This window comes from Streptomyces sp. RLA012 (assembly GCF_056270325.1).
The window spans coordinates 2149919-2171329 of the sequence record NZ_JBWDPA010000002.1 but is presented as its reverse complement, the minus strand read 5'-3'; the positions used below and the strand labels follow the sequence as shown (position 1 = coordinate 2171329).

General features: G+C 71.2%; 21 protein-coding genes and 1 pseudogene. 12 read left to right on the top strand and 10 right to left on the bottom strand.

Translation table 11 applies throughout. From position 1 onward, the window contains the following. Positions 1-36: 36 nt before the first annotated feature. The 6 genes and pseudogenes from RV986_RS10130 to RV986_RS10105 form a co-directional block, all read right to left on the bottom strand. A complete protein-coding gene (locus RV986_RS10130; protein ID WP_475917082.1) occupies positions 37-261 on the bottom strand; it encodes a hypothetical protein in 225 nt (74 codons plus the stop codon). Positions 262-265: 4 nt separating this feature from the next. Further along, entirely contained in the window at positions 266-1762 is a 1497-nt protein-coding gene (locus tag RV986_RS10125; RefSeq protein WP_475917081.1) for a transposase, read from the bottom strand. Positions 1763-1773: 11 nt separating this feature from the next. Further along, a complete protein-coding gene (locus RV986_RS10120; protein WP_475917080.1) occupies positions 1774-1974 on the bottom strand; it encodes a hypothetical protein in 201 nt (66 codons plus the stop codon). Positions 1975-2179: 205 nt separating this feature from the next. Further along, positions 2180-2632, bottom strand: coding sequence for a restriction endonuclease (locus tag RV986_RS10115; RefSeq protein WP_475917079.1), 453 nt, complete (start codon positions 2630-2632; stop codon positions 2180-2182). A 294-nt stretch (positions 2633-2926) separates the two neighbouring features. Then, on the bottom strand, positions 2927-3133 hold the full coding sequence (locus RV986_RS10110; RefSeq protein WP_475917078.1) for a hypothetical protein: 207 nt from the start codon (positions 3131-3133) through the stop codon (positions 2927-2929). A gap of 26 nt (positions 3134-3159) precedes the next feature. After that, positions 3160-3411, bottom strand: a pseudogene (locus tag RV986_RS10105) (Rv2578c family radical SAM protein); the annotation flags it as partial. A gap of 206 nt (positions 3412-3617) precedes the next feature. Between RV986_RS10105 and RV986_RS10100 the strand changes: the two are divergent. From RV986_RS10100 to RV986_RS10085, 4 genes are all read left to right on the top strand, one after another. Further along, positions 3618-4061 carry an SRPBCC family protein gene (locus RV986_RS10100; protein WP_475917077.1) on the top strand — a complete coding sequence of 148 codons (444 nt, stop codon included), beginning with the start codon at positions 3618-3620 and terminating at the stop codon, positions 4059-4061. 179 nt (positions 4062-4240) lie between these two features. After that, complete coding sequence (locus RV986_RS10095; RefSeq protein ID WP_475917076.1) at positions 4241-6631, top strand: MFS transporter; 2391 nt, start codon at positions 4241-4243, stop codon at positions 6629-6631. Positions 6632-6911: 280 nt separating this feature from the next. Further along, positions 6912-9380 carry an ATP-binding SpoIIE family protein phosphatase gene (locus RV986_RS10090; RefSeq protein WP_475917075.1) on the top strand — a complete coding sequence of 823 codons (2469 nt, stop codon included), beginning with the start codon at positions 6912-6914 and terminating at the stop codon, positions 9378-9380. Between the two features lie 200 nt (positions 9381-9580). Then, positions 9581-10309, top strand: a complete 729-nt coding sequence (locus tag RV986_RS10085) for a methyltransferase domain-containing protein (RefSeq protein WP_475917074.1) — start codon at positions 9581-9583, stop codon at positions 10307-10309. Positions 10310-10379: 70 nt separating this feature from the next. Here RV986_RS10085 and RV986_RS10080 read toward each other — a convergent pair whose 3' ends face one another. From RV986_RS10080 to RV986_RS10065, 4 genes are all read right to left on the bottom strand, one after another. Then, positions 10380-11081 (bottom strand): hypothetical protein, encoded by a 702-nt coding sequence (locus RV986_RS10080; protein WP_475917073.1) that lies wholly within the window; start codon positions 11079-11081, stop codon positions 10380-10382. Between the two features lie 67 nt (positions 11082-11148). Next, complete coding sequence (locus RV986_RS10075; RefSeq protein WP_475917072.1) at positions 11149-13068, bottom strand: zinc metalloprotease; 1920 nt, start codon at positions 13066-13068, stop codon at positions 11149-11151. 80 nt (positions 13069-13148) lie between these two features. Further along, a complete protein-coding gene (locus tag RV986_RS10070) occupies positions 13149-13367 on the bottom strand; it encodes a hypothetical protein (RefSeq protein WP_475917071.1) in 219 nt (72 codons plus the stop codon). A 134-nt stretch (positions 13368-13501) separates the two neighbouring features. Beyond that, the gene (locus RV986_RS10065) at positions 13502-13717 is read right to left on the bottom strand and encodes a hypothetical protein (protein ID WP_475917070.1); all 216 of its coding nucleotides are present in this window, start codon (positions 13715-13717) and stop codon (positions 13502-13504) included. Between the two features lie 230 nt (positions 13718-13947). On the opposite strand from RV986_RS10065, the gene RV986_RS10060 reads away from it, so the two are divergent. The 8 genes from RV986_RS10060 (at position 13948) to RV986_RS10025 (ending at position 21409) form a co-directional block, all read left to right on the top strand. Beyond that, positions 13948-14343 carry a helix-turn-helix domain-containing protein gene (locus tag RV986_RS10060; protein WP_475917069.1) on the top strand — a complete coding sequence of 132 codons (396 nt, stop codon included), beginning with the start codon at positions 13948-13950 and terminating at the stop codon, positions 14341-14343. A 470-nt stretch (positions 14344-14813) separates the two neighbouring features. Then, on the top strand, positions 14814-15065 hold the full coding sequence (locus tag RV986_RS10055; protein WP_475917068.1) for a hypothetical protein: 252 nt from the start codon (positions 14814-14816) through the stop codon (positions 15063-15065). Between the two features lie 199 nt (positions 15066-15264). Continuing rightward, positions 15265-16098 (top strand): M55 family metallopeptidase, encoded by an 834-nt coding sequence (locus tag RV986_RS10050; protein WP_475917067.1) that lies wholly within the window; start codon positions 15265-15267, stop codon positions 16096-16098. A 55-nt stretch (positions 16099-16153) separates the two neighbouring features. Beyond that, positions 16154-17476 (top strand): M20/M25/M40 family metallo-hydrolase, encoded by a 1323-nt coding sequence (locus RV986_RS10045; RefSeq protein ID WP_475917066.1) that lies wholly within the window; start codon positions 16154-16156, stop codon positions 17474-17476. A 9-nt stretch (positions 17477-17485) separates the two neighbouring features. Then, on the top strand, positions 17486-19453 hold the full coding sequence (locus tag RV986_RS10040) for a prolyl oligopeptidase family serine peptidase (RefSeq protein WP_475917065.1): 1968 nt from the start codon (positions 17486-17488) through the stop codon (positions 19451-19453). A gap of 65 nt (positions 19454-19518) precedes the next feature. Further along, entirely contained in the window at positions 19519-20445 is a 927-nt protein-coding gene (locus RV986_RS10035; RefSeq protein WP_475917064.1) for a S66 peptidase family protein, read from the top strand. A 104-nt stretch (positions 20446-20549) separates the two neighbouring features. Beyond that, positions 20550-20837, top strand: coding sequence for a LapA family protein (locus RV986_RS10030; RefSeq protein ID WP_475917063.1), 288 nt, complete (start codon positions 20550-20552; stop codon positions 20835-20837). Between the two features lie 20 nt (positions 20838-20857). Continuing rightward, a complete protein-coding gene (locus RV986_RS10025; protein WP_475917062.1) occupies positions 20858-21409 on the top strand; it encodes a GNAT family N-acetyltransferase in 552 nt (183 codons plus the stop codon). Positions 21410-21411: the final 2 nt, after the last annotated feature.

The window sequence follows — 21411 nt, the reverse complement described above, 5'->3', positions numbered from 1 at the left end:
ATCCGCCGGACACGGCCTAGAGACAATGCTGTTGCGTTACGGGTCTGTCGGTTGGGGTCGTTTGATGAGGATGGCTTGGGCGCCGGTGCGGGTGGGCTGGGGCCAGGCGTGGTGTTCGGGCCGTTTGAGCCGGTAGTTGGACATCTTGCGTTTGACGACACGGGGCTGGCTGCGGAGTCGCCTGACGGGCAGGAGTCGTTCCAGGAGGTCCTCCTGGAGTAATCGCAGTGCTTTGACCAGGAGATCGACCCTGTTGCCCATTCGGCTACGCGGCGAGGCTGAGTTCGAGTCGGGCGAGGTGGCTGGTGTGGCGGCGGTCGAGTGGTTTGCCGTTCCACCAGGCGTTCAGGCGGATGAGGTTGAGGGCGACGGCGCTGTGGACGTGTTCGAGGTGGGTCTTGGCCAGGCCGCGGTAGCGGGCCCGGCGGCTGTCGGTGACGGCGAGGGCCTGTCGGATGGTGCCCTCGACGCCGGAGCGTAGGGCGTATGCGTCCTGCCAGTGCCGGTCGGCCTGCTCGGCGCGGGCGGTACGCAGGGCTTCGGTCAGCGGGCGCGGGTTCAAGGTGAGCTGGCGGAAGCCCCGGCGGCTGGTGGTGCACAACTCGCGGACCGGGCAGGGGCCGCAGGCCGGTTTGGTGAAAGCGACCACGATCATCGGATAGCCGTGCTGGGTGCACGGGCTCCAGGAAGAGCTGGTCTGCCCCTGGGGGCAGGTGACCTGCTGGTACTTCCAGTCGATGGTGAATGCGTCGGCCTGGAAGCCGGCGTTCTCGCGGGCCTGGCGGGACTGGTCGAGCAGAACCGGGGTGATCAGTGCGATGCCGTAGGTCTGGCGGGACTTCACGATCAGGTCGGCGCTGGGGTAGCCGGAGTCGAGGTAGTGCTCGCCCGGGAGCAGGCCGCGGCGCTGCAATTGCTGGTGGATGCCGTCCAGGGCCTTGGTGTCGGGGACGGTGGAGGCGGTGGTGGCCACGTTCGTGATCAGGTTCGGGGCGGTGCGCTCCTTTTCAGGCGCGCCCGTGCAGCTCTCGCTCACGTGCAGCTTGAACCCGTTCCAGAACGTGTCGCGCTTGGCGGACCAGCGGGTGTCGAGGTCGTAGGGGGAAGCGATGCGCAGATGGCCGGGCGGAAGCCCGTCACCACCCTCCTCGGTCCTGGTGCGCCGGGCCACGACCTCGCGCCCGCCCCGTGCGGTGGTGCGGGTGTAGTTCTGCAGCAGCACGGTGCGCAGGGTCTGCACCGCGGGCAGCTCTCGCAGCCAGGGTTCGGAGCGTGGATCGTAGACGGCGCTGAGCAGGGCGAAGCCGTCGCGGGCGTAGGTCAGCGCGAGCTGGTCGCGCTTGGTGGCGGAGGAAGGCATGCGCCAGGTGTCGATCCGGGTGTCGTAGCGGCGCGACCAGCCGGGCACGTCCAGCACGCCGGCGACCCAGTGCGGCGCGGCCACCGTCAACGCCTCCACCGCCGCCCGCACGCTCTCCCCTGCCAGCTCCAGGCGGTTCAGGTCCCGCACCGCGGAGACGATATGGGTGGAGTCGGTGCGCTGCTTGCCCCCGGCACCGGCCAGACCCTGCTCCGTCAGCCTGGCCAGCAGCAGGTCCAGGACCTTCTCCTCCAGATGGTGCTCGACCACCCGGGTACGGAACTGGGACAGCACGGTGAAGTCGAAGCCGGTGTCGGTCAGCTCCAACCCGAGCGCGTAGGCCCACGAAAGCCGGTCACGCACCGCCTCAGCGGCTTGGCGGTCCGTCAAGTTCTCCGCCATCTGGAACACCGTCACCAACGCGAGCCGACCCGGGGACCAGCCCGCCGCCCTGTCGCGCCAAAAGCCTCCGCGAACTCCTCGTCCGGGAACAGTTCCCCCAGCCGGTCGCGCACCGCCACCGGCAACGGCACCTGCCGCCCGTAGTTCTTCGCCCGTACCGCCCGCGCCACCACGGGATCCGGCTCCGGCCACGACCGCGGCTCCATCGACACGCCCATCCCACCCCACGACCGGGGACCAGGAAAGAACCGACCGCACCACCAACCCTGCCAGCACCACCAAGCCGCTGTCAGCCTTCAACTGCCAATAGGCAACAGGGTCCCGGAACGGTTCAAAGACCGTGCGCTACCTGGCTTGGAGGCTGTAGGATGGCAACGGTAGCTGATCTCAGGGCTGTTGGAGACTCTGCCCTGTCGGTTACTTGGCGTACGACTGCTTCCAGTGTGCCCGGTGGCGGGAATCTCCCTGGCCGTGGCCGTTCACGCCGCTCAGCGACAAGAGGGAAGTACCTTTGTTCCACAGTCCGAGGTGATCCCGGTGTACGGCGAGGATTTCGTGCCCCACCGCGAACTTCTCCGAGGGACGACTGAAGCGCGTGGTCGTCACGAACACGGCCACATCGGCCCGGAAGTGCACCTTGGCTCCCAGCAGATCGCGCAACTCCCGACTCGCGATGGTGCTGCTCGGTGCGTACCGTTTGCATTGGACGACCATGGTCCGCCCGTCCGGGAGACGCCCGAGAACGTCAGCACCGTTGTCGTGCGAACCACCCACCCGCCGGGTGATCGAGGTAGTGGTGGCGAACCGGCTGACCGCTCCCGCGCCTCTGTTCAGCGTCGGGCACTGGGCGTACTCGTGTGAGGCCGTCAAGGGTCTTGGTGGAGGCCGATGCGTGTCCCGGCTGGTGCATTGACGGGTCTCGTTGGTGTCTTGCTGGGGGCTTGGGCGGTCAGCGTCGTTGTCGCGTCCGACCGGTGGCGACAAGAGTCTCCTCAGGGACGCCACCGGAACCCGGGGATGCCCATGACGAGACACCGACGTACCAATCGGGTAGGAGGGCTGCGTCGCCCGGCCCTCCTACCCGATTGATACTCCGTCAGAGGAGCAGCTCAGGCGCAACTTCCGAGAAGCATCCCTGAAGTGTGGCTGCTGCTGGTGCGTCGGTTACGGGCGCTTCGCTGTGCGGTCGCGCAGCAGCAGCCACTGACTCGCGTCGGCGCCGCCTGAGCGCGCGGCCGGTCCGTGCAGCAGCACGGCGTAAGCCGTCCTCTCCGCCTTGCTGGGGGCTGCGCACTGGCCTGGCGCCTCCGGGGTCGGGAACGACCTCGTCATGCCTTTCCAGGCCTTGTCCGCGTTCGGAGTGCTGAGCATCGGCCCTCCTGGGCTCAATAGGGTCAGGCAGTGCAGTACAAACACGCGTGTGTGCACCCCCGATAGGGGTTCACCGTCCACTCGAAGGGGATGCGGGAGGCCCCCGGCACCCGGTTCACGATCGAGCGTGCCCGGATCTCGTGGAACGTGATGCCACGGAACTCAGGGGTGTCGAACGTACGGGTGGTCACCGCGTCCGCGCCGAACAGCGCGGCGTCCCGGGCGCGGTCCCGGGTGGGGTCCCCGGTGGGGTCCGCTGTGAGGTTGTCCCAGCGCATGACGCCTCCTCGATAGCACTGGCCACAGAATAGAACACATGTTCCCTTGATCGTGCGATCCGGTTTTCCGTGCACTTCGGAGCACCCCTTCCACGCCTTGACGGGGCTCCTTCCCGGCCCCCGCGGGGGTCTCGATTTGGGGGCTCGGGCCGCCTGGTGGTTGGCTGGCCGCACACCCCGAGACACCGAGTGCTGGAGGAAGTGCAATGGCGCAGGTCGAGGCCACGACGGAGCGGGTCATCGCGGCGGACGCGGAGGCGGTGTTCGACGCCCTGGCCGACTACAGCGGCACGCGCGCGAAGCTGCTGCCCGAGCACTTCAGCGAGTACGAGGTGCGCGAGGGGGGCGACGGCGAGGGCACCCTCGTCCACTGGAAGCTCCAGGCCACCAGCAAGCGCGTCCGTGACTGTCTGCTGGAGGTCACCGAGCCCACCGACGGCGAGCTCGTCGAGAAGGACCGCAACTCCTCCATGGTCACCACCTGGCGGGTCACCCCGGCCGGCGAGGGCAAGTCCCGCGTCGTCATCACCTCCGTCTGGAACGGTGCGGGCGGCATCGGCGGCTTCTTCGAGAAGACCTTCGCGCCCAAGGGCCTCGGCAGGATCTACGACCTGGTGCTCGACAAGCTCGCCACCGAGACGGAGAAGTAGCGCAGGCCCCCGGGCGCCCGGGAACGCCCCAAGAGGCAACTCCCCAGGGCGCGTTGTCTCCCTCACCGGTTCGAGTGGATCTCCTCGTGACGCGGCGGTACGCCGTAACTCGTCGCGCTTGCTCGCAGTTGTCGCGATAAGCGGGAATTGTGCGGTGGGCGCGACGAGGGGAGCGGTACGTGGGCGGGATCACTCTGGTGCAGGACGAACCGGCTGCCGCACCCCCGCAGCACACCCCTCCGACGGCACCCGGCGGCGCCGCGCCGAGCCCACGCCAGGTGCGCTGGGTCTTCTTCGGGCTCATGCTCGCCCTGCTGCTCGCCGCCCTGGAGCAGATGATCGTGGCCACCGCGCTCCCGAAGATCGTCGGTGAGCTGCACGGCCTGGACCGGATGTCCTGGGCGATCACCGCCTATCTGCTCACCTCCACCGTCGGCCTCCCGGTCTACGGCAAACTCGGCGACCTCTACGGCCGCAAAGGCGTCTTCCAGTTCGCCATCGTCGTCTTCGTGGTCGGCTCGGCGCTCGCCGGACGGGCGCAGACCATGGACCAGTTGATCGCCTTCCGGGCGATCCAGGGCGTCGGCGCGGGCGGCCTCATGATCGGCGTGCAGGCGATCATCGCGGACATCGTGCCGCCCCGTGCACGCGGCCGCTTCCTGGGCGTGATCGGCGCGGGGTTCGGTCTCGCCTCGGTCGCCGGGCCCCTCCTGGGGGGCTATTTCACCGACCACCTCTCCTGGAGGTGGTGCTTCTACATCAACGTGCCCTTCGGCCTGGTCACCCTGGCCGTCGTCACCGTCGTACTGAAGCTGCCCAGGCCCACCGCACGGGGGCGCGTCGACGTGCTCGGTGTGCTGCTGCTCGCCGCCGCGTCGACCTGCCTGGTCCTGCTGACCAGTTGGGGCGGCACCGAGTACGCCTGGGACTCACGGACGATCCTGGGTCTCGGCGCGGGCGCGCTCGTCGCGACCGCCCTCTTCCTCGTCGCCGAGCGCTTCGCCGCCGAACCCCTCATCCCCTTGCGGCTGTTCAAGGACGGCGTCTTCAACATCACCGCCCTGGTGGGTCTCGTCATCGGTGTCGCCCTGTTCGGAGCGGCCAGCTATCTGCCGACCTTCCTGCAGATGGTCGACGGCGCCAGCGCCACCGAGTCCGGACTCCTCATGCTGCCGATGATGGCCGGGATCGTCGGCGCCTCGGTCGTCTGCGGACAGCTCATCAGCCGCACGGGCCGCTACAAGGTCCACCCGGTCCTGGGCAGCGCCCTCTCGGTCCTCGGCATGTGGCTGCTGTCCCGCCTCGAAGCGGACACGCCCCGCCTGCAGTACAGCGTCTGGATGGCCGTCCTCGGCGCAGGCATCGGCATGGTGATGCCCGTCCTGGTCCTCGCCGTGCAGAACTCCGTGCCTCCCGCCGATCTCGGCACCGCGACCAGTGCCAACAACTACTTCCGGCAGATCGGCGGCAGCGTCGGCGCCGCCGTCTTCGGCACGCTGTTCGCCCACCGGCTCTCGGACGAGCTCACCGACCGCCTGCCCGCGCGCGCGGGCGCCGGCCTGCCGGACCCCGAGTCCCTCACCCCGCAGCTCGTCCACACGCTGCCCGCCCCCCTGCGCGACGACTACATCGGCGCCTACGCGGACGCCATGCCGCGGATCTTCCTCTACCTCGTACCGGTGCTCGCCCTAGGCCTACTGATCGCCTGCTTCCTCAAGGAGAAACCGCTGGTGTCCCACAACGCTCCCACCGCCGGCCCGGAGACCGCACAGGTGAACACCCCGATCCCGCAGGCCCGTTCGGGGTACGCCGCCGGGATCCCCGTCTGCGGCACCGTGCAGCACCCCGACGGGACCGTCGTGCCGCGTGCTGCGCTCACCCTCATCGACGTCGCGGGACAGCAGATCGGGCGGGGCGCCAGCGGTGAGGACGGGCGGTACGCGCTGTCCACGCCCGGATCGGGGTCGTACGTCCTGATCGCCGCGGCCGGCGGCCATCAGCCGCAGGCCGTCTCGGTGACCGTCGGCGAGCGCCCCGTGGAACTGGACGTCGTCCTCGGCGGCGCCGGACGCCTCGCCGGGAGCGTGCTGACCGCGGACGGCACCCCCGTGCGCGACGCCACCGTCACCCTCACCAACGTGCACGGGGAAGTCGTGGCCACCACCCGCAGCGGTCGCGAAGGGGGCTATGTCATCACGGAGCTGGTGGCGGGCGAGTACACCCTCGCCGCCAGCGCGCCCGCCTTCCGCCCGGCCGCCCTCCCCGTCAGCGTGCAGGCCGCCCGCGAGACCCGCCAGGACGTCGAACTCGCGGGCGGCGCCGTGCTGCGCGGCACCGTGCGGGCCGGCGGCGGACGGCCGGTGGAGGACGCGCGCGTGACGCTCCTGGACGCCGCGGGCAACGTGGTGGACACGCTCACCACCGGCCTGGACGGAACATTCCGGTTCGTCGACCTGTCCTCCGGCGAGTACACCGTCATCGCGGCGGGCTATCCGCCGGTCGCCACGGTGCTGCACATGGCCGGTGGCGGACGTACGGAGCGGGATCTGCAGCTGAGCCACGAGGACTGACCGCGTCAGCCCCGGATCGACGTGGATCGACGTGGATCGACGTGGATCGACGTGGATCGGTGTGGACCGACGTCGGCCGGCCGGGATCGACCTGGACCGGCGGAGATCGGCCGCCCGCCGCCGAAGCCTGTGGCGAGAGCCTCTGCCGGGACGGGACGTGCGCCGGAGCCGCCCGGGTGAGGTCAATTCCCGTATTGCCACACATCGCGACCGACCGCAGCCGTACGGTAGTGGAGGCGGCACAGATCTTGCGGAGCCGTGGGGAGAAAGGGCCTGGGGGATGGACCGTGGCATCGAAGTGGGCGCACCGCTCAGCCACGGAGCTGAGAACGGCGCGACGGCGCACACCGACGCCGGGCGGATCCCGCTGGCCGTGGTGATCGTCGACCGCGACGGCCTGGTGTCGCACTGGAGCACCGGCGCCCGTCGACTGTTCGGCGTGCCCAAGGAAGGCGCGGTGGGCCGCCCCGCCGTCGACCTGCTCCCGGTCTCCGGCGCGCTCCCCGAGCCGGACGAGGAGGCGCCCTACGGGGCGTACGCGGCGTACGACGGGCTCGGCCCCGACCTGGAGTCCTCCCTCGACGGACGGCTCTCCTACCCGGCCGCCGGGCGCGCCCGGCTCACGGTGCCCGACCGGGATCGCGACCGCATCGACGTCCTGTGGTGGGCGTACCCACTGGTCGGGCCCGGACACGAGCGGCTGCTCGTGCTCGCCGCCGACGCGGACGCGATGCGCCACGACGACGAGGTGGCCGTCGAGCGCATCGCCCCCGGCTTCGCGCTGCACACCGACTTCCCCGGTGCCGAGGAACTGGCCCGCAGACTGCCCGAGATCCTCCCCAGCATGAGTGTGGGCGAGGGCGCCCGCATCGTCGCGCAGGTCCTCGAACTGGGCTATCCCATCCTGGAGTTCAGCCAGAACGACCGGGTGCCGGTCACCCCCGACTGGGGCGTGCCCCGGCGCGCCGAGCGCAAGGCGCGCCGCGAGCGGGCGGCCCGCGCCGTGGCCTCCGGCGAGCCCCTGCCGCAGCAGTTCCAGGGCGAGGAGGGCGAGGACAGCGAGGATCTCGAATACGTCGCCGTCCGCGAGCGTCTGGAGTTCCTCAACGAGGTCAGCGGACGCATCGGCACCTCCCTCGACCTCGCACAGACCATCCTGGAGGTCAGCCGGGCCGTGGTGCCGCGCTTCACGGACGTGGCCGGCACCTATCTGCGCGAACAGGTCGTCGCCGGTGAGGGCTTCCCCGACGGTGTGCCCGACACGACCACCATGTGGCACCGCGTCGCCATCGAGCACACGGACGAGCCGGGGCGCTGGGACGACGTCGTACCGGTCGGCGAGGCCATGCCGTTCCCCGCGCACACCCCGTTCTTCCAGTGCATGACCAGCGGTCAGCCCGTCCTGGTGCCGCGCATCAGCGAGCAGATGGGGCACATGATCGCCGCGCAGTTCGAGAAGCGCGACATCAGGCCGCTGATCACCCACCGCTCCATGCTGGTGGTGCCCCTGAAGGCCCGCAATGTGGTCCTCGGGTTCATGATCCTGCTGCGCCACCCGGAGCGCGTCGAGTTCAACGACATGGACCGGGTCACCGGCGCCGAACTCGCCGCCCGCGCGGGCCTCGTCCTCGACAACGCGCGCATGTACACCTACCAGGAGAGCGTCGCCGAGACCCTCCAGGACAGCATGCTGCCGCACATAGCGCCCCGCATGGCCGGCTGCGACATCGCGACCCGCTATCTGCCCGGCACCCTGCTGGGACGCGTCGGCGGCGACTGGTTCGACTCGGTGAAGCTGCCCGGGTCCCGCACCGCCCTCGTCGTCGGCGACGTCATGGGGCACGGCCTCAACTCGGCCGCGATGATGGGGCAGTTGCGTACGGCGGTGCAGACGATGGCCGCGCTCGACCTGCCGCCCGCCCAACTGCTGCGCAACCTCGACGACCTGGCCCAGCGGCTCGGCGAGCACTACCTCGCGACCTGCCTGTACGCGGTCTACGACCCCATCGTCGGCGAACTGCACCTCGCCAACGCGGGTCATATCCCGCCCGTCCTGGTCCGCGCCGAGGACGGCCGCAGCGATCTGCTCGACCTGCCGACCGGTGCGCCCATCGGCGTCGGCGGCGTCCCCTTCGAGACGATACGCGTGCGCGTGGAACCCGGCGACCGGCTGGTGATGTGCACCGACGGCCTGGTCGAGGTGCGCGGCGAGGACATCGGTGTCGGCCTCGCCACCCTCTGCGAGTCCGCCGCCCACCCGGCCGCGTCCATGGACGACGCCTGCGACACGATCATCCGCGCGCTCAACACCCGCGGCGGCCGCAAGGACGACGTGGCCCTGCTGATGGCACGGCTCAACGGCATCGCACCCGAGGACGTCGCCGAATGGCGGCTCTCGCTCGACCCCGTCGAGGTGGGCCGGGCCCGCGCCGTGGTCCGCGAACAGCTCCACGACTGGGGCCTGGCCCGGCTGGCCGACCCCGCCGAGTCGATGGTCAGCGAGCTGGTGACCAATGCCGTACGGCACGCGCACAGCCGGCAGATCGAGCTGCGACTCGTACGCGGCGACACCCTGATGTGCGAGGTGGCCGACGACGACCACAACCTGCCCACGCTGCTCAGCGCCGGCCCCGGCGACGAGTTCGGCCGCGGTCTGCGCGTGGTCAGCACGCTGGCCCGCGAATGGGGCACGAGCCGCACAGGCGCCGGCAAGACCGTGTGGTTCGAGCTGACGCTGCCGAGGCGCTGACACGGCGCCAGGTCTCCGCGCCGGCCGACACACCGTCAGGCTGCCGGGTTTCCGGGGGCGCACGGGGCGCGTGTCGGCGTACACGGTTCGAAAGAGTCTCTGTGGGAACGCGCCGCACGCTTGTCGCTGCACGCCGGGCGCGATAGACCGATCTCGCCCGTCATCCTCGGCGGGCTGCGGTGGCGACCTGGGGAGCGGGCATGAGCGTGACGAGTCGGTACAGGGAGGCCTGGGAGGGCTTCTGGAGCGAGGCCCCCGAGGAACAGGGAGCCGTCTTCTGGGACGCGGACCCCGCACTGACCGCGGGCATCCATCTCGCCCTCTTCGAGCCGTATGTGACGGCGCACGACCTGCCCGTGGTGGACCTGGGCTGCGGCAACGGCACCCAGACCCGCTTCCTGGCCGACCGCTTCCCGCATGTCGTCGGCGCCGACCTCTCGGCCGCCGCGCTCGCACACGCCCGTCTCGCCGACCCGGCCGGCCAGGCGACGTACCGGATGATCGACGCGGCCGAGAAGACCGAGGCCCAGACCCTGCACGCGGAGCTCGGGGACGCCAACGTCTATATGCGGGGTGTGCTCCACCAGTGCGAACCGGGCGACCGCCAGCCGCTGGTGGACAGTCTCGCCACCCTGGTGGGGGAGCGTGGCCGGGCCTTCCTCGTCGAACTCTCGGAGGCCGCCCGGCCCGTCCTGATGGGCCTGGCCCAGAGCTCCGACGGCCCGCCGCCCAAGCTGGCACCGGTCTTCCGGCACGGCATCGCCCCCGGTGAGGTGTCCGACGACGCGGTCCCCGACTACCTCGGAGCCGCCGGCCTGACCGTTCTCGCGAGCGGTGAACTCCCGCTCGTCACCACCGAGCGCACAGCCGACGGCGCGCGGATCGAGCTGCCGTCGAAGTGGCTGGTGGCCGGGCGTACGGCCGGCTGACTGCGGAGACACGGGTACGGCGTCACCGGCCGATTCGGTGACGCCGTACCCCTTCATGGTGGTCGTTCGGTCAGCGGCCGGGCCAGCCGTCCAGATGGCGGTGGACCGCGACGGCGGGCTGGTCCGGGGTCTTGGGCGCGTTCGCCACGGCGTCGTGCAGGACGCCGGTGACCTCGGCGGCCAGCGAGTCGACCTTCGTCCTGAGGTCGGTGGCCGGGATCCCGGACCGGGACAGGTCGTCCAGCCTGCGGTGGATGTCCGCGAGCTTGCTCCGCGCGGTGTCGTCCAGGGCGAACGGACGGGCGGTGGAGACGACGAACTGGTAGGCACCGGCGAGGGTCTGGCAGCCGTCGCAGTGGTTGTTGGCCGCGTCGCTGAGGTTCACCGCGTTCAGCCGGGTGTGTTCGCCCGCTACGGTGACGATCTGGAAGGACAGCGCGACCGAGCGGCAGTGCGCGTCCACCGAGCAGCCGACGGAGACGGCGTTGGCCTGGTTGCGTACGCCGACTGCTTTCACCGTGCCGAGCTGACGCACACTGAAGGAGTCCTTGACCTGGGTCGGATGCGCCCGGTCGGCGTGACTGAAGGTGTGGTCCTCCGCGACGGCGGCGTTGCGTGTCACGGCGCCCGCCGCGGCCGTGGCGGCCTGGGCCGGGACGGCCGCGGCGATACCGGCCGCGCCGGCCGCGAACAGTCCTATGCGTACGGCCCGTTGGCTGAGCAACCGGCCGCCGGGGCGGGGCTTTCGATGCGTGTTCACATGGGTACTCACATGGGTCTCCTGCGGTGATGGTTCGGCGGGACGACGGCCACGGTGGTGCGGTGATCGCCGAGGGCGGTCACGGGGTGGCCGGGCTCGGTGCGCCGGTCGCGCTGACGGTGTCCGTCGGGGCCGGCGGATCCGTCGAGGGCGCCGGCGCGGACGTCGAGACGGACGGCGAGGGACCGGGCGCGTCGGACGGACCGGCGGGCGGGCCGACCGAGGCGGAACCCGTCGCGCTGGGACCGCCGACGGGCGTGGTCGGCTTCTTGGACGGATCGGCGCCGGGTGATGCGGAGGCCGTGGCGTCCGCGCTGGGCGAGGCCGACGCGCTCGGCGCCGCGGTGGCCGAGGAGCCGGGGGACGCGACGTCGGACGGCTGGGGCGCCGAGGTGTCGGACGGGGACGTGTGCGGCCGGGGTGCGGTGGCGGGCCGGGCGGGCGGCTCGGCCGTGGACACGCCGGGCTGGAGGATCGGTGCGATCGGCGGCCGTTTCGGCAGCGGCTCGGGCGTCACACCGGACACCCACGCATAGCTCAGCGAGCCGAGGCCCAGCAGCGCCAGCGCGCACAGGGCCACCCGCAGCCGGGGCTTGTCGGCCGTCGACCGGGTGGCGGCGCGGAAGAGCCGGCCACCCAGTTTGACCGACAGATAGATCACGCCCACCATCGGGCACAGCAGCATGAAGCAGCCGACCACGCCCATCAGGGCCGCGGCGATCTGACCGTCGGCGAAGGCGTCGCCGGTGCCGGTGATCTGGTCGGTGAGCGAGCGGACCATCGTCGCGACGATCCGCGGCAGGTTCCACAGCGCGTACCCGAGCTCGCCCACCAGCAGCGGCACCATGGTCAGCACCCAGGTGGTGATGATGGTGCGGGACGACTTCTTGAGGCCGACGACCTCGGCGCGGGCCGCCTTGCCGCGCCGGCCCGGCACCGTGCTCAGCAGGATCGGTTTGATCTTGCCGTAGAGGTCCGGGACCCCGGCCAGGTCGCCGAGGATGTAGTAGCCGTCCAGCCGTACGGCCGGCATCAGCTGCTCCAGGATCTCGAAGTGTCCGAGATAGACCGCGGCCAGGAAGAACTGCTGCCCGGTGGCGAAGTAGGCGCCCGCCATCGCGAGCATGAAGACGACGTTGAAGTACACCCCGCCCAGATCGGTGCGGAGCCGTCCGGCCCGGCCGATCCGGTAGATGTCCGTCACGTCGGTGTACATGGACGGCCAGATGAGGAAGAGCCCGCAGCCGATGCACCCCGGCCGGGCACCCCCGTATCTGCAGGCCGAGGCGTGGCCGAACTCGTGGAAGACGAGCGAGGCCACGGTCAGCGCGAACACGACGAGCATCAGCACCGGCTGGTCGAGGACCTGCAGCACGGGTTCCACCGCGCCGAAGAAGCCGAACAGCCAGACGTCCATGGCCACGGCCGCCGAGAGCATCAGCACGACCACCGTGGGGCGGTGCAGCCAGGCCAGCGAGCGGGCGATCCGGCCCGACCTGCGCTCGTTGAAGATGATCCGGTGCCCCTTGAGGGCGAGGAGCAGATCGGAGCGCGGCGCGGAGACCTCGTCCTCCTCCTTGCCCTCCGGCACGGTGACGCCGAGCGGGTCGAGTTTCTCCTCGACCAGGTAGCGCACGTTGTCGGCGCTCAGTTCACGGCCGTAGCGGGCGCTCACCCGGTGCGAGATGGTCTCGATGTCGTTCACACCGTCGATCGCGGAGGCGACCAGGTACAGCAGCCGTGACAGCTGCACGACCTGGCCGTCCCCGCGGCGCGCGATGTACTTGGGCTCGGTGAAGCCCGATCCCTGGTACTCCCCGTGCAGTTTGAGCCCGGAGCTGAGCCGAGGCACCGGCAGTACCTCGGCGCCGGCGCCGGCGCCGACGACCGGCACGCTCCCGGTGGCGAACTGCTCGTAGGTGACCGGGATTCCCCCCGGCCCCGGCACCGGGGACCCGGTGTCGTACAGCAACGCGGGCCCGTCCCCCAGTGCCGTCATTTCTGGTCCTTCCCCCCCAAGGGCGGACCGCGCCCGCCCCCGGGCGCGGTCCGCCGAACAGCCGTTGTGCGCGGCGGGTGTTACTGCGTGACGTTGATCGCCTGGTTGGCGCTGGACTCGGCCACCGACCAGCTGGAGTGGTCGTTGAGGGCGGCCGACTCGTTGTGGGCGTCGATGTTGGCGACGTGCTTGGTGACGTTGACCGTCTTGCCGAAGCTGAACTTCAGGCGGCCCAGGGCCTCACGGCCGGGGAGCAGCTCGGCGGACTCGGACTGCAGCTCGTTCATGTCCATGCTCATGGGATGTCCTTTCGGGACGTGGTTCGTTGATGCGGGTGTGGTGGTGGCACAGAGGCGGATGCGCGGGTGTGTCCGGTGACGCGGACGCGGGCGGGCATCCGATGACACGGAGGCGGGCGGGCCTCCGGGGCCGACTACTGGTGGACGTTGATGGCCTGTGCGGCGCTGGACGAGGCGTCCGACCAGCTGGAGTGGTCGTTGAGGGCGGCCGACTGGTTCGAGGCGTCGATGGTGGCGACGTGCTTGGTGACGTTGACCGTCTTGCCGAAGCTGAACTTCAGTCGACCGAGGGCCTCGCGACCCGGCAGCAGCTCGGCGGTCTCGGTGTCGAGTTCACGGTTGTCCATCATGATCAATTCCCCCTCAGGGATGGGCATTTCCGATCGGACAGGGGCAGGTTCCCCCCAGCTTCTGTCCAATCTGGTCGGACGTGCTGTCCAACGAGATTGGACAGTAGTAGCCCTGGAGCTCACCGCGCAAGCGGTTCGGGGAAAGACTTCTGGGGCTGTCGCGAAGCCCCCCGTAGAATCGATCCCGCTTGGAAGAGTTCCGCCCGGCGGCGAGCAGGAAGTGACCATCGGTGGCCAACGCACTGCAGCAGATCATCAGAGATCGCCTCGACCGCGAAGGCTGGTCCTACGGCGAGGTGGCGCGGCGGGGCGGCATTCCGCGCTCGACGGTCCACCACCTGGCCACGGCCGAGCGGGTGGTACGGATGCCGCAGCCCAGCACGCTCGAAGGGCTGTCCAAGGGACTTGGACTGTCGTTGGACACGGTGCGCCGGGCCGCCGCGGAGGCCTGTGGCATCCATGTCTACGCGGCCGACTCGACGTCCGCAGCCGCCGGGTCCGGCGCGGCGCCCGACCCCGAGGTGGACCTGCTGATCGCCAGTGTCCAGCAGCTCTCGGCCGACGACCGCCGCCATGTCGCCGCGCTCGTCGAGTCCCTGCTGGGCCGCGACGCGCGGCGCGGCTAGCCCCCCCCGGCCGGGGCGCGGTGCCCGTCGCGGGTGCCGTGTCGCGCGGTGGCGCGGAGGGCTGCGGAGGGCGGTGGTGCCCGCGTTGCTCGGCGGCATCGGCGCCCGCGTCTACGCGGCCGACCCGAAGTCGGCCCACGGGGGCCGGTGCGGCAGCGGGTGCGCGGGTGGACTCGCTCGTCGCCGGTGTCCCACGGCTCTCCGCCGGACGCCGGACGCCCTCGTCAAGGGGCGTTGACCTCGGTTCGGACCGTACGGCCGCCCTGCCGGCGGCGCCCCGCGGGCTTTGGCCCGGTCAAGGGCCGTACGGCGAAGACGCCCGTCCGAGTGCTCCGGTTCCGCTTCCCGGGCTTCCCGGTAAAAGAATCCAGAACGGCCGAAACCCCCAAGATCCACAGCTAGTCTCTCATTCTGCTCGGGGCACGTGAGCCGCACGACCCCTGTGTCACCCAGGGGGAGATGTGCTGTTCGTGCACGGAGGACCCACCACCGCAGTGGTCCGGGGCAGTTCGGGCGAGTCCGTCGTCCTGCTCTCCGGGGAGCTGCCCGGCATACTGACCGAGGGCGCGCTCACCGAACTCCTCGATCTGGCCGCGGCCGTCCTCACCGAGCAGGAGCTGACGCTCTTCCGGCGCTGTCTGGATGCCCTGGTGCGCGGCGAGGGCGGTACCCCGCGCCGCATCGAGCTCGACGGTGTCGTCCTCACCGTCTTCGAGGACTGACTCGACCTCGGCCGGCCCGTCGCGGTCATGATGCCGGGCATCCTCGCTCGTCGCCCCCGGCATCGTCTCGTGCTCCGAGTGGCGTGCCGAGCCCGCCTCCGCCGTCCCTCTCCCGCAGTTCGGCGCGGTGGCCGTGAACCCCTGAAGTAACGTGACGCGACATGGAGACAGCCTCTGACCTGTGCCGGAAGGGTGTGTCATGAAGATCCTCATCAGCGCCGACATGGAGGGCGCCACCGGGGTGACCTGGCCGGGCGACGTGTTGCCGGGGACACCGCAGTGGGAGCGGTGCCGGTCGATGTTCACCTCCGACGTCAACGCCGCCGTCCTCGGCTTCTTCGACGGCGGCGCCGACCAGGTGCTGATCAACGAGGCCCACTGGTCCATGCGGAACCTGCTGCTGGAGCGGCTCGACGAGCGGGCCGAGATGATCACCGGGCGCCACAAGACGCTGTCCATGGTGGAGGGCGTCCAGCACGGCGACATCGACGGCATCGCGTTCGTCGGCTACCACACGGGCGCCGGTACGGAGGGCGTCCTCGCCCACACCTACCTCGCCAACTCCCTCACCGGCGTGTGGGTGAACGACGTGCGCGCCAGCGAGGGACTGCTCAACTCCCATGTCGTAGCCGAGTACGGAGTACCCGTCGTGCTCGTCACCGGCGACGACCTGACCTGCGAGGACGCGCTCGGCTACGCGCCCGAGGCACTCAAGGTCGCCGTCAAGGACCATGTGTCGCGTTACGCGGCGGTCTGCCGTACGCCCGCCAGGACCGCCGCCGACATCCGGGCCGCGGCCAAGGCGGCGGCTGCCCTGGCGGTACGTCAGGAACCGCTGGTGGGCGGCCCGTTCACCGTGGCGCTGGAGTTCGACGCCGAGCACCTGTCGATGGCGGCCACCGTCGTGCCGGGTGTGCGGCGCGTCGGGGAGCGGAAGGTGCTGTACACCAGCGACACCATGTACGAGGGCATCCGTACCTTCAAGGCGGTCACCACGATCGTCTCGGCCGCGGTGGAGGAGCAGTATGGCTGACCAGCGGGTGGTGGAAGATCAGACGGCGGAAGATCAGACGGCGGAAGGTCGGACGGTGGAAGAGCAGAGGGTGGACGAGCAGGCCCTGGACGAGGTCGTGCGGTTCACCTCCGACCTCATCCGTGTCGACACCACCAACCGGGGCGGCGGCGACTGCCAGGAACGCCCCGCCGCCGAGTACGCCGCCGCACGGCTGGCCGAGGCGGGCCTCGAACCCACGCTCCTGGAGCGCACCAAGGGCCGTACGAACGTCGTCGCCCGCATCGAAGGCACCGATCCCTCCGCCGACGCGCTGCTGGTCCACGGGCATCTCGACGTGGTGCCGGCCCAGGCCGAGGACTGGAGCGTGCACCCGTTCTCCGGGGAGATCCGCGACGGGGTCGTCTGGGGGCGCGGCGCGGTCGACATGAAGAACATGGACGCGATGATCCTCGCGGTCGTACGCCTGTGGGCGCGCCTCGGCGTCCGGCCCCGGCGGGACCTGGTGATCGCGTTCACGGCCGACGAGGAGGCCAGCGCCGAGGACGGCTCCGGGTTCCTCGCCGACCATCATCCGGGGCTGTTCGAGGGCTGCACCGAGGGGATCGGTGAGTCCGGGGCGTTCACCTTCCACGACGGCGGCGGCCGGCAGCTCTACCCGATCGCGGCGGGGGAGCGCGGCACCGGCTGGCTCAAGCTCACCGCGCGGGGCCGGGCGGGCCACGGCTCCAAGGTGAACCGGGCCAACGCGGTGACCCGGCTGGCCGGGGCGATCGCGCGGATCGGCGCACACGAATGGCCCCTGCGGCTCACCCCGACCGTTCGCGCGGCACTCACCGAACTCGCCGCGCTGTACGGCATCGACGCGGACCTTGACGATGTCGACGGGCTGCTCGACAAGCTCGGCCCCGCCGCCGCGCTCGTCGAACCCACGGTCCGCAACAGCGCCAACCCGACCATGCTCAGCGCCGGTTACAAGATCAACGTGATTCCCGGGGAGGCCGTCGCGTATGTGGACGGCCGCTATCTGCCCGGCGGCGAGGAGGAGTTCCGTACCACCCTCGACCGGCTGACCGGCCCCGATGTGGAGTGGGAGTTCCACCACCGCGAGGTGGCCCTCCAGGCGCCGGTGGACTCGGCGACCTATGCCCATATGCGCGCCGCCGTCGAGGAGTTCGCGCCGGACGGGCATGTGGTGCCGTACTGCATGTCGGGCGGCACGGACGCCAAGCAGTTCTCCCGGCTCGGCATCACCGGCTACGGCTTCGCCCCGCTCAGGCTCCCCGAAGGTTTCGACTACCAGGCCCTCTTCCACGGCGTCGACGAACGCGTGCCCGTGGATGCGCTGCACTTCGGTGTTCGTGTCCTCGACCGCTTCCTGCGGACGACCCAGGGGTAGGGAGAGGGGATGCGGACCTTGGCGTACGGATCGTGGCCCTCACCCATCGACGCGGCACTCGCCGCCGCGCACGACGGGCATCCCGAGTTCGTGGGCTTCGTCGGCGACGAGGTGTGGTGGACCGAACCCCGGCCCGCGGAGGGCGGACGGCGCACGCTCGTACGGCGACGGGCCGACGGCACGGAGGAGTCGGTACTGCCGGCCCCGTGGAACGTCCGCAGCAGGGTCATCGAGTACGGCGGACAGCCATGGGCCGGCGAGATGCGCCCCGAGGGGCCGTTCGTGGTGTTCGTGAACTTCGCCGACCAGCGGCTCTACGCGTACGAGCCCGGCGCCGCGGAGCGAGAGCCGCGCCCCTTGACCCCCGTGTCCCCCGTGGGCGGCGGGCTGCGCTGGGTGGACCCGCAGGTGCACTCCGGCCGGGGCGAAGTGTGGTGCGTGCTGGAGGAGTTCACCGGGGACGGGCCCACCGACGTACGACGGGTCCTGGCCGCGGTGCCGCTGGACGGGTCGGCGGCGCAGCACCGGGAGGCGGTGCGTGAACTCACCGACGCCAGCCACCGTTTCGTCACCGGACCGCGTCTCTCGCCGGACGGCGGACGGGCGGCCTGGCTCGCCTGGGACCATCCGCGCATGCCGTGGGACGGCACCGAACTGATCCTCGCGGACGTCACCGATGACGGCACCCTGCGCGCCCCGCGGCCGGTCGCGGGCGGACCGGAGGAATCGATCGCCCAGGCGGACTGGGCCGCCGACGGCACCCTGTTCTACGCCAGTGACCGCACCGGCTGGTGGAACCTGTACCGGTTAGGGGAACAGACGCCCGTCTGCCCCCGGGAGGAGGAGTTCGGCGGGCCGCTGTGGAAGATCGGGTACCGCTGGTTCGCGCCGCTGGAGAACGGGCTCGTCGCCGTCGTGCACGGGCGGGGCGCCACCGCGCTCGGCGTCCTGGACCCGGAGAGCGGCGAGGTCGTCGACGCGGCCGGCCCCTGGACCGAGTTCGGCCCCACGCTCGCCGTGCACGGCAGCCGGATCGTGGGCGTCGCGGCCAGCCCCCGCAGCGCCTACGAGGTCGTCGAACTGGACGCCCGCACCGGCCGCGCCCGGGTGGTGGGCGCCGCCCATGCCGACCCGGTGGACCCCGCGCACTACCCGGAGCCGCAGATCCGCACCTTCACCGGCCCCGCCGGACGCGAGATCCACGCGCACATCTACCCGCCGCACCACCCCGACCACGGCTCACCCGGCGACGAGCTGCCGCCCTACGTCGTGTGGGCGCACGGCGGACCCACCGGCCGGGCGCCCCTCGTCCTCGACCTGGAGATCGCCTACTTCACCTCGCGCGGCCTCGGCGTCGTCGAGGTCAACTACGGCGGATCGGCGGGGCACGGGCGGGAGTACCGCAACCGGCTGCGCGAGCAGTGGGGCGTCGTCGACGTCGAGGACTGCGCGGCCGTCGCGCTCGCCCTCGCGGCGGAGGGCACCGCCGACCGGCGACGGCTCGCCATCCGCGGCGGCAGCGCGGGCGGCTGGACCACCGCCGCGTCCCTGACCAGCACCGACGTCTATGCCTGCGGTACGATTCTCTACCCGATCCTCGACCTCACCGGCTGGGGTTCGGGGGAGACCCACGATTTCGAGTCGCAGTACCTGGAGACGCTGATCGGACCGCTCGCCGAGGTGCCGGGCCGGTATGCGGAACGGTCGCCCGCCGAGCGCGCCGACCGCATCACCGCACCGTTCCTGCTCCTCCAGGGCCTGGACGACGTCATCTGTCCGCCCGCGCAGTGCGAGCGGTTCCTCGCCCGGCTGACCGGGCGCCGGGTGCCGCACGCCTACATCGCCTTCGAGGGCGAGGGGCACGGATTCCGCCGGGCCGACACCATGGTGCGGGTCCTGGAGTCCGAGCTCTCGCTGTACGCCCAGGTCTTCGGCCTGAATCCGCCCGGCATCCCCACCTTGGAACTGCGCAGGTGAGGCCCGTCGCGGCGACGACCGGGTCCGACCGCCCACCGACCACGACCGACCGTGGAGTCCGTACCGTGCAGCCCCTGACCCGTCCCGCCCGTCTCGCCCCCGGGGCCCGCGTCGCCGTCGTCGCGCCCAGCGGCCCCGTGGCCGAGGAGCGACTGGCAGCCGGCCTCGACATGCTGCGCGGCTGGGACCTCGACCCCGTCGTGGCCCCGCACGTCCTGGACCGGCACCCCGATGTCCCCTACCTCGCGGGCACCGACGCCGACCGGGCCGCCGACCTCCAGGCCGCCTGGTGCGACCCGGACGTGGCCGCGGTGCTGTGCGCCCGCGGCGGCTACGGCGCCCAGCGCATCGTCGACCTCCTCGACTGGGACGCGCTCCGGGCCGCCGGGCCCAAGGTGTTCCTCGGCTTCAGCGACATCACGGCGCTGCACGAGGCGTTCGCGAACCGCGCCGGCCTGGTGACGCTGCACGGGCCGATGGTCGCGGCCGTCGACTTCATCAAGAACGCGCGGGCACAGGAGCACCTCCGGGCGACGCTCTTCGAACCGGAGACGGTACGGGTGATCGCGTCCGGCGGCGCGGCCCCCCTCGTGCCGGGGCGCGCCGCGGGAGTCCTGCTCGGCGGGTGCCTGACCATGCTCGCCACGGAGCTGGGCACCGCGCACGCCCGGCGCTCCGCACGCGGAGGCCTGCTCTGCCTGGAGGACGTGGGCGAGGAGACATACCGCCTGGACCGTGTGCTCACCCAGCTCCTGCGGGCCGGCTGGCTGGACGGGGTCGCCGGGATCCTGCTCGGCTCCTGGGCGAGGTGCGCGCCCTACGAGCAGGTGCGGGCGCTGCTCACCGACCGGCTCGGCGGGCTCGGGGTGCCGATCGTCGAGGAGTTCGGGTTCGGCCACGGTGAGGGTGCGCTGACGATTCCCTTCGGGGTGCGGGCCGGGCTCGACGCGGACGCGGGGACCTTGACGCTGGACGAGCCCGCGCTCGCCTAGGGCATGATCCGCCGGACAGGCCCTTGGGTCTGTCGGCGGGGGCCGGGTCACCCGGAGGAACCGCCCGGCGCGCGGGGCGCCGACGCGCGATCCAGGCTGGTGGCATGAGTCCGAAGAGCTCCGAACGCTCCGGCAGCTCCGGCGCGAGCGGTGGTAAGAGCGGCGCCGGTAAGAGCGGTGGTGGCGGGAGCCGGGGTGAGTTGGTGACGCCCGCCAGGGTCACCGTCGCGGTGCTGGCCGTCCTCGGGCTGGTCTTCGTCTTCGAGAACACGAGGAGCACGAAGATCCGGCTGCTGATCCCCGAGGTGACCACGCCCTTGTGGATGGCTCTGCTGGCCACCGGGGTGATCGGCGCGCTGTGCGGGGCCTACGCCATGAAGCGGCGGCGGTGAGGAACGCGTACTGTGTCCGAATGCCTGAGAACGCCCCCGCCCACCTCGCAGAGGGCCCCCGCGTGGGCATACGGCACTTCACCTACGAGGACGGTGCCGAGTTCATCGCACGGGCCCGGGAGAGCAAGGCGCTGCACCAGCCCTGGCTGTTCCCGCCCCGCAGCGCCGACGCCTACGCCGCGTACGCCGGGCGGCTCATCGAGGACCGTACGAAGGCCGGGTTCCTGGTCTGCGAGCGGGACGGCGGAGCCATCGCGGGATTCATCAACATCAACAACATCGTCGAGGGCGGCTTCCTGAGCGGGGCACTCGGGTACGGCGCCTTCGCGCACGCCGCGGGGCGCGGGCTCATGGCCGAGGGGCTCGACCTCGTGGTCCGCCACGCCTTCGGCGCGATGCGGCTGCACCGGCTGGAGATCAACGCCCAGCCCGGGAACACGGCCTCGATCGCGCTCGCCCGGCGGTGCGGTTTCCGGCTGGAGGGGTTCTCGCCGGACTTCATCCACATCGACGGGGCATGGCGCGACCACGAGCGGTGGGCGATCACCTCGGAGATGCTCTCCGCCCGCTGAGC

What these genes read in the sequence shown, in the direction of transcription:
- RV986_RS10050 (WP_475917067.1), top strand. Translation starts at nt 15,265, where the DNA reads ATGAAGATCCTCATCAGCGCCGACATGGAGGGCGCCACCGGGGTGACC.
- RV986_RS10125 (WP_475917081.1), bottom strand. Translation starts at nt 1,762, where the DNA reads ATGGCGGAGAACTTGACGGACCGCCAAGCCGCTGAGGCGGTGCGTGAC.
- RV986_RS10085 (WP_475917074.1), top strand. Translation starts at nt 9,581, where the DNA reads ATGAGCGTGACGAGTCGGTACAGGGAGGCCTGGGAGGGCTTCTGGAGC.
- RV986_RS10040 (WP_475917065.1), top strand. Translation starts at nt 17,486, where the DNA reads ATGCGGACCTTGGCGTACGGATCGTGGCCCTCACCCATCGACGCGGCA.
- RV986_RS10070 (WP_475917071.1), bottom strand. Translation starts at nt 13,367, where the DNA reads ATGAGCATGGACATGAACGAGCTGCAGTCCGAGTCCGCCGAGCTGCTC.
- RV986_RS10090 (WP_475917075.1), top strand. Translation starts at nt 6,912, where the DNA reads ATGGACCGTGGCATCGAAGTGGGCGCACCGCTCAGCCACGGAGCTGAG.
- RV986_RS10065 (WP_475917070.1), bottom strand. Translation starts at nt 13,717, where the DNA reads ATGATGGACAACCGTGAACTCGACACCGAGACCGCCGAGCTGCTGCCG.
- RV986_RS10025 (WP_475917062.1), top strand. Translation starts at nt 20,858, where the DNA reads ATGCCTGAGAACGCCCCCGCCCACCTCGCAGAGGGCCCCCGCGTGGGC.
- RV986_RS10075 (WP_475917072.1), bottom strand. Translation starts at nt 13,068, where the DNA reads ATGACGGCACTGGGGGACGGGCCCGCGTTGCTGTACGACACCGGGTCC.
- RV986_RS10110 (WP_475917078.1), bottom strand. Translation starts at nt 3,133, where the DNA reads ATGCTCAGCACTCCGAACGCGGACAAGGCCTGGAAAGGCATGACGAGG.
- RV986_RS10030 (WP_475917063.1), top strand. Translation starts at nt 20,550, where the DNA reads ATGAGTCCGAAGAGCTCCGAACGCTCCGGCAGCTCCGGCGCGAGCGGT.
- RV986_RS10130 (WP_475917082.1), bottom strand. Translation starts at nt 261, where the DNA reads ATGGGCAACAGGGTCGATCTCCTGGTCAAAGCACTGCGATTACTCCAG.
- RV986_RS10100 (WP_475917077.1), top strand. Translation starts at nt 3,618, where the DNA reads ATGGCGCAGGTCGAGGCCACGACGGAGCGGGTCATCGCGGCGGACGCG.